This window comes from Bradyrhizobium sp. McL0616 (assembly GCF_049993385.1).
In the GTDB taxonomy this organism is placed as follows: domain Bacteria; phylum Pseudomonadota; class Alphaproteobacteria; order Rhizobiales; family Xanthobacteraceae; genus Bradyrhizobium.
Window position 1 is genome coordinate 2,408,978 of record NZ_CP188255.1, and the last position, 13,190, is coordinate 2,422,167.

The following is a 13,190-nucleotide window of genomic DNA, read 5'->3' on the forward strand; positions in this document are numbered from 1 at the left end:
CGCGATCGCCACATGGTCCGTCGTCGCAAACGCCGTTCCTTGCCACGAGGTTACGATTGCAATTCGTTCCTTCCGCGCCTACGCGGCGCCGGGTCGGGAATTTCGCCTGGCAGGAAGTTGGGAAGCTTCCCTGCCGGGAAAATCGCAAGCAAGGCAACGCCAGCCATGACGATCAGGCCGATTTTCAAAGCGCGCAATCGCACGACAGTGTTGACGCGCACCGCTTCCGCCACTTGAGCCGGAGAGGCCGTGGTTTGCTCCATCACGCTCTGCAGCCGATCATTGCTGATGAAGGTGATGTTATCCAGGTCCAGCTGCGCCTGTATCTCAGGCGGCAGTTTTGGATTTTCGGCGATGGTCCGCAAAACAGCCGCGCTTAACAGGCCGACGAGGAGGGCCCCGGCCACCGCTGTGCCGACGGCCGCGGCGAGATTGTTGGTCGTGCCGCGCAGCGAGCCGACGTCGCCCGCGAGCTCTTTCGGCGAAGCCGTGACCAGGACGTTGAACAGCAGTGTGACCAGCGATCCCTGTCCAATGCCGAAAATCACCAGCCCAAGGAGAACCGGGACGGCGCTCCAATCATTCCTCACGACAAAGGCGAGCCAAAGGAGCGCCACGGTGCAGAGTATGAAGCCATAGCGTCCGATCTGCCTCGGCGTGAACCGACCATAGAATCGCACGATCAGCATCGCAGCGAAGAAGACGGTGAGGTTGAAGGGCATCATGGCGATTGTTGTCGCCAGCGGCGTGCGCCCCTGCACGATCTGGATGTATAATGGAACCGAGAAATTGAGCATCGCTTCCAGCGCTACGACGGCAAACATCGCATACACCGCCGCCCGCTCCTGCGGGGAGTCGATCACCTCGAGCGCAAGAAGCGGCGTCTTCCCCGCAGCCTGCTGTCTGTGGGTCCAACTCAGAAAGCCCTGACCGAGCACGATACCCAACACGATCATGATAGGGGCGGGAGATACGCCAAAGAGGTCGAATGGCGCATTGGGCCCCGCCAATCCCAGCCCCCACCGATTGAGGTTGTTGAAACCGAAGCTGATCAGAATGATGGCTGCGGCAGCGAGGATGACACCTACGAAATCGATCCGGACCTCGGGACGCGCCTCATCGGGCTTGAGACGAAAGCTCAAAAGGAAAACCACAGCCGACACGGCGATCAGAATCCCGAACGCGGGGCGCCATCCGATGAATGTGCCTAGAGTACCGCCGATGACAAACGCCAGAACGCCCGCAGCGGCGCGCGCGGAACCCAATGCGCCAACGGCTGTTGCCTGCTGCCGCCCCTTGTAGTTTTCCGCGATAAGCGCGACCAACGACGGTACGATCACCGCACCAGCCGCGCCGGACAAGGACTGCGCAGTAATCATGAGATCCGCGGTTGGACTGAACGTCATCAACACCTGCGCGGCGCCGAACACGGCAACGGCAACGCGGAATACGTGCGTCGCCCCGTAACGCTGTGTCAGCTTCGCACCGAGCATGACGAAGCCGGCAACAAGCATCGAATAAGCCACGATACCGGTGGCGACAGTCGTGGGCGGAACGCCAAAACTGTTGACCATCCCTCCCAGCGCAACTGGCAAGGAGGCGACGTTGAAGGACATGATCATCTGGCCGAGGGCGATGGTGATCATCGGCACCCAGGATGCATTCTCTTCTTCAACGGAGTGAACCGTCGTCGCAGCAGCCGTCGTCATGGCGTATCCCCTGTCATTTTTTCTGAAGTCCAGCCACAGTCAGTGCGGGCTGAATCTCCGACAATTGCAAACCTACGCTTCCGGGTTGGACATGAATAAATCCATGCCCAGTCGCTGCGACAGATACTTCGCTACAAGCTGTCCCTTGACGCTGTTTCCGGCGCCGTCAAGCGGCGGCGCAAAAGTCCCCAGGCCGCCCTTTCCCGGGGACACCGTGACGATCCCGCCGCCGATGCCGCTCTTGCCCGGTAGCCCAACATCGTAAAGCCAATCGCCTGATGTCTCGTACATTCCGGCAGTCGTCATGACGGCCAGTGCGTAGTGGCAGACCGATGGATCGACCACGCGCACTTTCGTGATGGGGTTCACGCCACCGTCCGCCAAAGTCGCACCCATCACCGCCAGATCCTTGGCACTCACATTCAGCGCGCATTGTCTGGTGTAAAGATCGGTCGCCTCTGCCGGATCACAGTAAATCCGCTCGAAACTCTGGAGCAGGCGGGCGATGCTCTGGTTTCGGAAGTTGGTCTCCGTCGCCGAGGCATAAACCTCGTCGTTAAGCGCAAGCGGACGTCCGGCGAACTGTGACAATCCGTCGTAGATGAACTTCCATTTCGCATCAGCCGTCGCTCCCGGGACGAGGCTTGTCGCCGCAATCGCGCCCGCATTCACCATCGGATTTGTGCGGCCATCGGGGCTGCGTTCGACGGCAGCGAGCGAGTTGAACGGAAGGCCGGTCGCGTTCGCTCCAAGCTTCTGGCGTGCCTGCGCCGCGCCGAGGGCCTGACAGACCAATGCAAAGATGAACGGCTTGGAAACGCTCATGATCGAGAACTCGTATTCGGCCGCCCCCACAGCGTAGACCGCACCGTTGGTGCCGACCACGCAAACGCCGAACAGGTCGCTCGGCACTTCGGCGAGCGCGGGATATACTTGAGAGTTCTTGCCGTCCGTATTTGATTTGTAGCGCGCGTACACCTCGTCGATCAGCGAGATGACTTCAGCTTCGGCCGGCAAGTGTCCGGTTGATACGTAGGAATAGTTGTTGTCGGTATCGGCTTTCGCATTCATTGTGCGTTCCAAGCCTCCATGATGAGAAGCGCCGAGGGAGCCCCGACATGTGTCGGTCAAACGCTCCTCATTCGCCGTTCTCTTTCGCGGCCCTTAACGAGGCCCAACGGACCGTCATCTAACGTTGATTTTCCTTGGTGAACAATCAGGCCATTTACCCGGACATCTCGGGGGTTTTTCCGAGTTAGGGGCGCCTTGCGCCTCACAATCCCCAAGGCAAGCCCAGCAGGTACCAGACAACGAATAGCACGGTCCAAATGATGGCCATCCAGAGAGTGTACGGCAACATCAGCGCAACAACCGTCCCGACGCCCGCCTTCTTGTCGTAAATCTGGGCAAATCCGACCACCATGGCAAAGTAGGCATTGAGCGGGGTGATCGCGTTGATCGGCGAGTCGCCGACGCGGTACGCGGCCAGTACGGCTGCGGGATCGACGTTAAGCTGCACGAACACCGGTACGAAGACCGGCGCGAAGATGGCCCATTTGGCGATCGCCGGCGTGAACACGAAGTCCAGGATCATGACGACAATGATGAAGCCAACCAGCAGCCACAGCGTGCCGATATTCGCGCTCTTCAAGACATCGGCCATCGTCAGGGCCATCAACGTTGGAATGTTGCTATAGTTGAAGTAATCGACGAACTGGCTGATGACGACGAAGAGGAGGATGGTGCCGCTCAGCGAAGCCACCGCCTTGGTCATGGCCGCGATGACCGCCGTGGAACTATTCACCGTTTTCGCGCCGATGCCGTATGCGATCCCGGTTGCAAGGAACAGCACCATGATGACCCCGATCAGGCCGTTCATGAATGGTGAGTTGCCGATCAGAACGCCCGTCGTGGGATTGCGCAGGGGCGCGCCTGACGGAACCGTTAACAGAAGGAACAGGATCACGACCCCGAGCAGCGCAAAGCCGCTGTACCTCAGCCCACGCGACTCGTCGGCGGAAAGCTGCCCTCCATTCGCCTCCGGCTGAGTGTTGGCGGTCTTCTCGGACTGGTACGCGCCCAGCCGTGGCTCGATGATCCGGTTGTTGATGAGCGCGATGACGATGGTCAGGACAAGAACTGAGGCGATCGAGAACGAGACGTTGGCGGTCAGATCCAGCGACGTGGTGGGGTTGACCATGTGGATTGCGTCGTTGGTGATTTCCGTCAGAACGGCGTCAAGCGGCTTGATGATCATGTTCACGGTGAATGCACCGGCGACTGCGGCAAATCCTACAGCGAGCCCCGCGAGAGGATGCCGGCCAACGCTCAAGAAGGCGGCGCCGGCCAACGGGATCAACACCACATAGCCGGCGTCTGCGGCGATGCTGGACAAGATACCGACGAACGCGACGATGTAAACGAGTGCCCAGCTCGGAGAGACGGCTACGAGTTTTCTGATCAACGCGTTGACTAGGCCGGCTTCCTCGGCAACGCCGACGCCCATCATGGCGACGATCAACAGCCCAACCGCGGTGAAACCCATGAGGTTTGGCACGAGCCGGGTGTAAATGTGACGAATTCCATCCGCCGTCAGCAGGCTATTGGCGGCAGTGGTCGCGGTCTCGATCTTGTGAGTATCCGGATTGATGGCCTGATAGGTGACGCTTGCCCCCAGCATGTAGAGTAAGTGAGACAGCACCAACACGATGGCGATGAGGATCAGAAATATCACGACCGGGTGCGGGACGCTGTTTCCGACACGTTCGACAGTGTCGAGGGCTCTTTGCGTCATCGTCTTCGATGGCGGCGTCTTCGATGGCGGCGTGTTCGTCGCGTCACTGCGCGCGCTCATGTCGGAAATCCTCCCGCTCCATTAGCGACGGCTGGAGCAGCGCTGGTACCATGATGATCCATGCCATGAGAACAGCGAGGAAGGATCGACGCCAATTCACGCACGAAACCGCTGATCTCGTAATCAACGCGACGACCCCGCTACTCCTCTGACGAAGATGCCAGCGTCATGGCCGCGAGTGCGGCGACGATCTGAAAGGACCATGGAGAGACGGAGGTCCCTCGGGAGAGGAGTGCTCATCCTTTCGCGATCGGTCCGTTCACACGCTGCCTTACAAACAATCAATAAGACGGATTAAAATCCGGCTGAATACCGAATGCGCCTTAGATTACTCCGGGGCAATTACTGACCCGAACGAACGTCTGTGTCAGCAAGGCTTCCATGTCCGCCTGCGAAGCAACAAGGCTGTCTTCAGAACCGCACAGTGGCCGAGCCAAGGATGCGATTGGCGGTACCAGAACCGGTGCTGACCGGGGCTGTTGCTGCGGTGCCGCCGTACACGTCCCGATGAGAGTAGACATATTCAAGACCGACGTCGAGCCATCCGGTCCCGACGCTGTTGCCACGAAGCTCGGCGAACGGACTCCAGATCAAATTGACGATGCCCTGCTGCATGGTGCTGTTCAACGACGTCGCCGAGGCAGATCCCGGCACGAACAATTGCGCATAGGACGGATATTGCTGCCATGCGTAGGAGTAGACGAAATTGCTGCGCACTTGCGGTGTCCAGAAGTGACGGTAGCCTGCGCTCGCGCCATAGGTCGGCAGGGCGTCGAGACTGGGATCCACAACGCCGGGCAGGCCGATGTTCGACAACGGATCCTGGCCGAAGGTATTGGCGCCGAAATAGCGCCCGATGCCTTGACCGTAATAGGCCATGCCAACCAACTCGTCCGGACCGAACGCCGGTGACAGCCATCGCATCGGAAAGCGGCCACTGCCCGCGAAACCCCAACCGGCGGTATTGCGCTCGACAGCGGGAGGTGCTGCCGAAGTGCCTGCGGTACGGATGGTGAGATCGCGCAACAGGCCGCGCAGGTCGAGGCCCAGGCCATCGTTCCGGTATTCCAGCCGGCCGAGCAGATCGGGCACGGAGGCAAATGCGGGACTGAGCCCGCCAAAGCCAGCCGGGGTGCTTATCTGCGTGAATACGCCGGCCGTGGACGTGTACTGCGTATCGGGCATCTCGATCGAAACGTACCCGGTCAATCCCGGAGCCAATGTCGTGGTCGCCCGAACCTGCGCCTGGCGCACAAATGACTGGTTGAGATTGGTCGAGAAGTTCAGGGTTTCATAAACACCCTCGTTCCACAGGCTGTTCGCCCAGCCGGCCAGGACACGAAACTGTTCGGTGCCGAGTTCGCCCCAGGCCTGACGAAGTCGAAACACCGCATTGGGTGAGGCTGCCGTACCCCCACCGAAGTCTCCTTCCACGCGGGTTTCCAGAGTGCCCCAGCCGATCGCCGTGCGCGTATCCATGCCGATGCGACTGAACCGGGCGGACAATCCAGTATCGCCTCCCTGGATGTCGGCGGGGCTTCCGGAAAGCGGAATGGCTTGCACTGTCGGCGCATCGGACTGATTGCGGCCATTGAAGTCGTGATAGCCTTGGACGTTCGCGAAACCGTAGAATCGCACTTCGGACTGCGAACCCGGGATGCGCAAAGACAAACCCGGGAGATCGGAACGCAGCGCGTCCTGGCCTTCGCCGTCGTACTGACTGCCCATCGGTTCGGGCGGACGCAGGCCCGGAATGGGCGCCGCCGCGGCTTGTAGCGGGACCGCAGCATTCGCAGTCGTTCGCGGCTCAGTCGACGCAACCGGAATCGCAGGCGGCTTTTGCCCGGCGGTCGGTGCGACGACGTCACGACGTGCGGTCGCGGCCTGGGACTTCGAATGCTTATCGCGCGTTTCGAGTTCGTCGACGCGATGGCGCAGCGCGCTGATCAGCTTGTCACCTTCTGTTGCGCGGGCTTGCAGCGCATCGAGACGGCGCATCAACTCTTCCATGGAAGGTTTCTGCTCCTGACTGGCGGGTGTCTGTGCCAAAGCCGGACCGGTAAATATTGCAATTGATGCAAAGCTGCAAAGCGCTCGGAATGTTCGCACGAAAGCCTCCTGTCGGCACGTTCAGGGCCCATCGAGTTTTGCGCTTGATTTCAGCGGTCGCAAGGCAGCTCCATCGAATGTCGAAATTTTCGGCGAGATTGTGCCATTTCGGTTGTACCGCAGCGCAGTTGCATCACGCTCGGTCGGCTCAACATCATCCTGCAGCGGAGAAAGCGATCTCAGGATAGGGACGGGTGCGTGAAATCGAAATGGCTCACAATCCCACCGCTGTGCGCTGCGTCCCGAACCGTCGCGTCTTGAGCGTCGCCACCATATTTGCGTGGCACGAACTGCATAGTCGCATGCCGGAATTCATGTCGGTTATGCAAGGTTTTGGTCTTCGGGGGATACAGCCTGCTGGCCGAGAGTAAGATCGAGGGTATAATCCGCTCCCTCCCCTAGGGCGTTTCCTGTAGTCCGGTGATAGACGCTGGGACGATGGAGAGGGGAGCTTTCGAGATCGAGCGTTGAGTTCGACCTCGAAAACGACCCGGAAAGTTGGGTGCGTACCGTGAAGCCATACAATTCTCCTGCTTGCGAGCCGATGCTTCCCTTTATCGACGGTCACCTGATTGGCCCGGACGCGATTGGCGATCGCTCAAATTGGACATACTCCGAAGAGCTCCTTTTTGCGGTCCGCCCGTCACTCGGCGGGCGCTTGGACGCGGTAATCAAGGAAATCCGCTCCCTGACCTATCTGCTCCATCCCCAGGATCTGACGGACTAGGGGCTCAGGGCGACGATCGAACAGTATGCCTTGGGTTTTGGCGCACGTACGTCGTTGCGGGTGAGCACAAGGATTCCCGCCGCCGTCATCAGCTGCCTTACGCGAGCCAGCTCTCGGTGCTGCGGGGCATTCAGGAAGTGCTCATGAACATATTCCGCCACGCGAAGGCGACGGAGGTCAGAATCGTCGTCGAGGCGATCGAGGGGCACTTCCAGCTGACGATCAGCGACAACGGGCGCGGTTTTCCCGTCGATCACACAAAACGTGGCAACGGTGCGATACCGCCCGGTGTCGGCATTCCCGCCATCAGAGCGAGACTTAAGCAGCTCGAGGGCACGTTCGAGATCCGGTCCGATCCTGCACCGCGACATTCCGGCACGACGCTGTGCGCGGTGTTCCCGCATGGTCTCATGACCAAAAGGCGCATCCGGCGCGCCTCACTGAAATCAGAAGCCAGCGTGTGCAGGGAATGACGAAGATCAGGAACCCCGAGGGCAGGCACTCTGCCCGTCGGTTCCCGGAGTTCCCTTCATGAAACGAATGCCGATCGACGACGATCGTGTCGCGGTCCGAATTGGGTTGCTTGCGGGCAAGTCCCGTCAATGTCTCATTGGAACCGCTGATCTTTGGTACATCCGCCCGAAGATGTCAGGGGTTTGTAAGGATAACCCATTGAAGGATAATCGGTAGTTTGGCAAACTTGACTGCTGGAAATCTCCATCGATTGCCCGACAGGTTCTGGGCCCGCATACGGGAACGACGCCGTGAAACGCATCGTGATTGCGGATGATCATGACGTCGTACGTTCCGGGCTCCGAGCGATCGTTGAGACCCGCTCAGGCTGGATCGTCAGCGGAGAGGCGAGCAACGGCGAGCAGGCTGTGGCCGTGGCGATGGAGACACGTCCGGACGTCGTGATAGCCGACTATTCGATGCCGCTGATGAATGGACTTGAGGTCAGCCGCCGCCTCAAGTCGATGCACCTGCGCGCCGAAGTATTGATCCTCACGATGCACGAGAATGAGGAATTGCTGAATGAAGCCATCCTGGCTGGCGTTCGCGGCTTCTTGTTCAAATCGGACGCCAGCAGGCACCTGATCTTCGCGATCGAGGCCTTGCTCGATGGCAGACTTTACTTCACGGGCGTTCTGTTGGAGAAGTTGCTCCACGAATATCAGGCCGGCAAGCAAAATACGTCCGGCATGCTGCTCACCGCGCGCGAGCAGGGCGTTGTCCAGCTTATTGCAGAGGGACACACCAACAAGTCGATCGGCGTCATCCTGAAGCTGAGCGTAAAGACCGTCGAGACCCACCGCGCGTCAGCGATGCGCAAGCTGAGAATGTCATCGACGGCCGAGCTGGTCCGCTATGCCGTTCGCAGGAAGCTCGTCAATCCTTGATGGAGTTTTCAATACGAGTCGCCGCGTCGCTAGCGATCAACGACAACACGTTCTCCTGTTGGAAATACCGCAATTTTCGCCGGAGCGACAGCGGTGCTGCCAAGGTCCGGACTTGGGCAGACCCGCTCCAGGTGCATCCGGGCATTTCTTTCTTGCCGCCCGAGGCTCGCAAGCACGACGTTGATCTCCCGAATTCGACAATACAACGCCGAGCTCGGCACACCTGGTTGACCGGCAGCGCAATGGCGGATTGTAATCGTTCGATGGAGCCTATTTTTAGCCGCATAAGCCTGAAATGTGATCGACAAGTCATTGATTAGCTTGAAACCGCAGGTGACTCTTAATCCGGCGGTATTGGGTTCTTTAAAATCCTACCAAAGGGGGCAAGCTAACCACCGAAACGCCGCTTACAAACGGTGATGAAGGTAGTCAATCAGGAACGCGCTTGATTGTTTTTGTTGGATTTTTCGATCGCTACTTGCGTTTGGGGTGCGAGGGGCGCAGGTGCTGAAGGCGCGGCCGAGTAATTTACATTTCGTGTGTAGGCTATTGATTCCGATAGGACTCTCGCAGTGGTATTTTACGCCCAAATACCTGCAATTGCGTCTGAAAGATCAGACTCTTAATCAGCGGGTCCCAGGTTCGAGCCTTGGTGCGCCCACCAAATAAATCAAACACTTAGCCGTTTGAGCAAGCGGCAAAACTGGCGCCGTTTACAGTTTTGTTCTCGCTTCGGCGGCGCAGCGATGTTGTCGCCGGCACCGCGCAGCGTATAGCGGCGAGTTCGCGCTGGCGCGAGCTATACTCAGTGCAGCTTGGGTTGAACCAATGCGCTCGGAAGCCGCAACCGAGCATGGAAAGCGTCGATCTCAGATTGATGGGGCGCGAGAAGCGCAGCGGCGTTATCCAGCGCCTCGATCAATTCCGGTAGCCAAGCAGCGCTCGTGGCGGCGGTGCTGACCGCTCCCTGGGTCTTCATGCCGGTAATCGAAGCCGAAATGACCTTACCGTAGATCGCGTCCAGAAGCACGTTCAACATGATCGCCACCCCTTCTTGATTGGCAGCGACGCTAGGCGCGAATTGTTTCGGGGGTGCTTCGCCGCTCTGCGAAATAGCTTCGTGGGTTGCCACTTTTGAGTACTGGCTTAGTGTCCAAATGTTGGACGCAGCAGAAGGGCAGAGGGGGGAGTGACTGATATCGCTGGCGCTTTCTAACAGGTCTGTTGATGGAGAAAAACGCTACGTCGATCGATGGCCGGACGAGAGCCGGCTGTCCGAGTTCCAGCCGAGGTTCATCTGCCAAGCGTGCGGCAAGCGCGGGGCGATACCGCAGGGTGGCAGCGCGGCGACGATGATGGCAATTCGCAGATAGTGGCCGGCGTGTTCGCGAAAATCACTTCGCTGGCGCAGGTTTCCTGACTGACTTCTCTGGGGAAGTGTGATCAACCACTTGGACGCTTGGAAACTCGTATATTTCCCTGCACATAGTGGTCGGGGACGCGACCGTGGGAATTTTCTTACTGTCTCTCGCGGCGTGCGTTGTTGGGATCCTTATCTATATTGCATTCTGCCGATAGGTCCGACAACGGGCGCAACAGTTGCATTGAAACCTCAGCCGAAGGCCGAAATTGAGAGTTTCGGCTGCTTGCTTTTGACTGTGCACGGGTGAGCGCGTTCAACTCCAAGACGGAGGTGAGCGTGATTACTTGGGTGCTTGTGGTGTTCATTGCTGTCAGTGCAGCGGTCTTGATCGCCCACGCGATCGACGCTCTACGCTCCTGATGGGGCGCTTCGCTCAACGTCATTCAGTTCCCTTTTTCGGAACTCAATGCCCGGCAGGCACATTTCGGTTTCCGCGAACTTTGCGCTGCAGCCCGAACATGATTGAGGCTAAAGTTCGTTCACCGGGGCTGGAAGCATATTTCACTTAGTCCCTTTTACCCGGTTCATTTGACCCATGCGCAGGCCGCAGCGATTTAACCTCCCGCCGCGGCCTTCGTATTTCGAGGTACGCCGCCAACGTGAACCGGGAGAGGTTTGCCCGAACAGGGAACGTCTAATCTCCAAACCGGCCAATGGGATTTCGGTCATGTGGTTAGCGCCGATCTCAAGTTGATTAGTGCAATTAGTTGCCTTGTTTATTCCCGCATTTAATATTCAATGGCAGTCAGTTAATTGCGTTTAAGAGGTCTCCCGAGAGGTGTGGCTCTATACCGGGGTTGCAGTAGCTTCGTCGTGGATTAGTTTTCGTATTTTTTAAATCAGATAATTCAGATTGTTTTCTCGGGACGGGGCCGTGGGGGAGATACCCGGTCTTGGCTCCGAGGTGAAGGCCGCCAGCTCAGCCAGCCCCGGCGGCCCACCCTCACGGGGCATCGGAATCAACTATGTACGTTAAGCAAACCAGTTGGTTTCGCTGCGTCACCGAAATAATCAGTTTGCAAGCACAACAGCCTAAGCTTTAAAAACAAAGTTCCGGGGCTGGCTGCATATTTCACTTAGATCGTTTTCACCCGGTTTTTTGACAATGCGGGCCGCAGCAGACCCCTGCTGCGGCCTTCGTGTTCACGGAGTGAAAATGAGCAGCGATCGAGAAACGCTTTGCCTGCTGAGTGCTTTCCAAGAGATCAAGAGTCGAGGCACGCGCCGAGCGGTCATCATGCTGGTCGAAGAACTGGCACAGAAGACATCCAGCAGTGATGCCAGTGCCAGCGGGGGTCGGAGAAGCAGTTCATCTGCCGCTATTTCGCAATAAGCGACGGTCTACGTTCCAAGTTGCTCTAGCAAGCCGTCGAGGTCGCCGATGCCGCTCTCGGCGCAGTCTAGTTCGAGGTCTCGCCGACTTCCCGCCGCACATCGTTCCTGATTGGGATGATGGCTGCCGAGGGACGGCTCGGCAGCCCGTCATCCTCTGCCGGATCATCCCCTTTTCAACTCGTCGTCGCCTTCGTCCTCCAGCTCTATGTGGTTGTCGGTCTCGTCGAGAAACCGGATCGGCCGGTCAATCTCGTCTCCCTTGCGGAGTCTGCCGATGGCCTGGAAGATTTGCTCGGAGGAAACGTCGGTCCGGACGCAAAGCTCGCCCTCTCTGATCCAAGAGTTGGGCAATGCTAATTTTTAGCTGTGGCTCGTAGCGCGATTTGAGCCGCTTTGCGGATCCGCTCGTGTTGGCTCGGGTCGAGCACTTCCTCCAAATGATAAATGCTGCATAGAAGGCCGTTGATGCGCCTTACAAGAAGGCGGCTATCGGAATGCCGGTTGCGCGCCTGCACAAGTTGACGGCGGATCTCGAATAGATCCATGGGACGGAATGTTCTCGGTTGCACCATGCGAGTGTGACCCTAGGGGCGTGTCCGCTTAGACACGGCACCAATCAGATGAACTTGCTCCCCGCGCACGTAAGAATGGGCACGCTCACGAACCCCCCGGGCTCCATCGTTGCGGGTTGAACGATCGCCGGGGGTCAAAACAAGTCCCAGATGGCAATAAAATGCTTTTCAGTTAATTGACCAGATGTTATTAAAATTAAATTGACTATTTTGCAAATTTCTGTTCGGGGGCGTGATTTGAATAGCCCATTTCAACCGAAGTTCGATGCTGCTGGGTCAGAGTTAGCCTCGGGGTCCTTTAATTTACCCGAGCCTGGCCTAGCTAATGCGGTGATCATTTCCGACGCGCATCTCCTGTTCTCGGGAGAGTATGCACGTTCGGGTCATGATCTCATCATTTCGGATCCTGACCATCGTGTCACACTCCACGGGTATTTTCTCGGTGAAAAACGTTCGCCGCTCATCTCGGCAGACGGTGCGCTACTCGACGCGAGAGTGGTCGAAACCCTAACCGGCTATCAAAGCTTTGCTCAAGCCGCGGGAAATCCGGCGACCGCTGCAAAGGTGATCGGTCATGTCGCTACCGTAACGGGAAGCGCCAGCATTGTTCGCAATGGCGTTACCATTGAGGCAAACAATGGAGACGTCGTCTATCAGAACGACCTCGTGCAGACTGGAAGTGGCTCGACAATCGGTCTGGTTCTGATTGACGGCTCAACGTTCAACCTGAGTGCCAACGCTCGGTTCATGTTGAATGAGTTAGGATATGAAGGGCAGAATAATGCGAACGGTACCTTGGTCAGCCTGACCAGCGGTTCGAACCATTCTCTGTTCACACTTGTCCAAGGCGCGGCCAGTTTTGTTGCCGGGCAGGTCGCCAAGACTGGTGACATGCAAGTCGCGACGCCTACTGCCGTGATTGGAATTCGCGGTACAGCAGTCATTCTCAACGTCGATTCAGTGGATGGGCAGGTCTCGATCTCCGTTGCCGATCAGCATGATGGTCAGGTTCATTCAGTACAGGTCTTCAAATGCGTTCCAGCGAGCGCGCTTCAGGGCGC

Annotated in this window: 8 protein-coding genes; 3 read left to right on the plus strand and 5 right to left on the minus strand. The window is 58.1% G+C overall.

All coding sequences use genetic code 11. From position 1 onward, the window contains the following. Positions 1-50: 50 nt before the first annotated feature. The 4 genes from ACPPVR_RS11600 to ACPPVR_RS11615 form a co-directional block, all read right to left on the minus strand. The gene (locus ACPPVR_RS11600; RefSeq protein WP_426614350.1) at positions 51-1,709 is read right to left on the minus strand and encodes an MFS transporter; all 1,659 of its coding nucleotides are present in this window, start codon (positions 1,707-1,709) and stop codon (positions 51-53) included. Positions 1,710-1,781: 72 nt separating this feature from the next. Beyond that, the gene (glsA, locus tag ACPPVR_RS11605; protein ID WP_426614351.1) at positions 1,782-2,780 is read right to left on the minus strand and encodes a glutaminase A; all 999 of its coding nucleotides are present in this window, start codon (positions 2,778-2,780) and stop codon (positions 1,782-1,784) included. 202 nt (positions 2,781-2,982) lie between these two features. Continuing rightward, positions 2,983-4,563, minus strand: a complete 1,581-nt coding sequence (locus ACPPVR_RS11610; RefSeq protein ID WP_426614352.1) for an AbgT family transporter — start codon at positions 4,561-4,563, stop codon at positions 2,983-2,985. Between the two features lie 411 nt (positions 4,564-4,974). Further along, positions 4,975-6,573, minus strand: coding sequence for a DcaP family trimeric outer membrane transporter (locus ACPPVR_RS11615; protein ID WP_426614353.1), 1,599 nt, complete (start codon positions 6,571-6,573; stop codon positions 4,975-4,977). 601 nt (positions 6,574-7,174) lie between these two features. On the opposite strand from ACPPVR_RS11615, the gene ACPPVR_RS11620 reads away from it, so the two are divergent. From ACPPVR_RS11620 to ACPPVR_RS11630, 3 genes are all read left to right on the plus strand, one after another. Next, positions 7,175-7,399 (plus strand): hypothetical protein, encoded by a 225-nt coding sequence (locus ACPPVR_RS11620; protein ID WP_426614354.1) that lies wholly within the window; start codon positions 7,175-7,177, stop codon positions 7,397-7,399. A 116-nt stretch (positions 7,400-7,515) separates the two neighbouring features. After that, positions 7,516-7,872 (plus strand): sensor histidine kinase, encoded by a 357-nt coding sequence (locus tag ACPPVR_RS11625; RefSeq protein WP_426614355.1) that lies wholly within the window; start codon positions 7,516-7,518, stop codon positions 7,870-7,872. 291 nt (positions 7,873-8,163) lie between these two features. Beyond that, entirely contained in the window at positions 8,164-8,799 is a 636-nt protein-coding gene (locus ACPPVR_RS11630; protein WP_426614356.1) for a response regulator, read from the plus strand. 805 nt (positions 8,800-9,604) lie between these two features. Here ACPPVR_RS11630 and ACPPVR_RS11635 read toward each other — a convergent pair. Next, complete coding sequence (locus tag ACPPVR_RS11635) at positions 9,605-9,838, minus strand: hypothetical protein (RefSeq protein WP_426614357.1); 234 nt, start codon at positions 9,836-9,838, stop codon at positions 9,605-9,607. Positions 9,839-13,190: the final 3,352 nt, after the last annotated feature.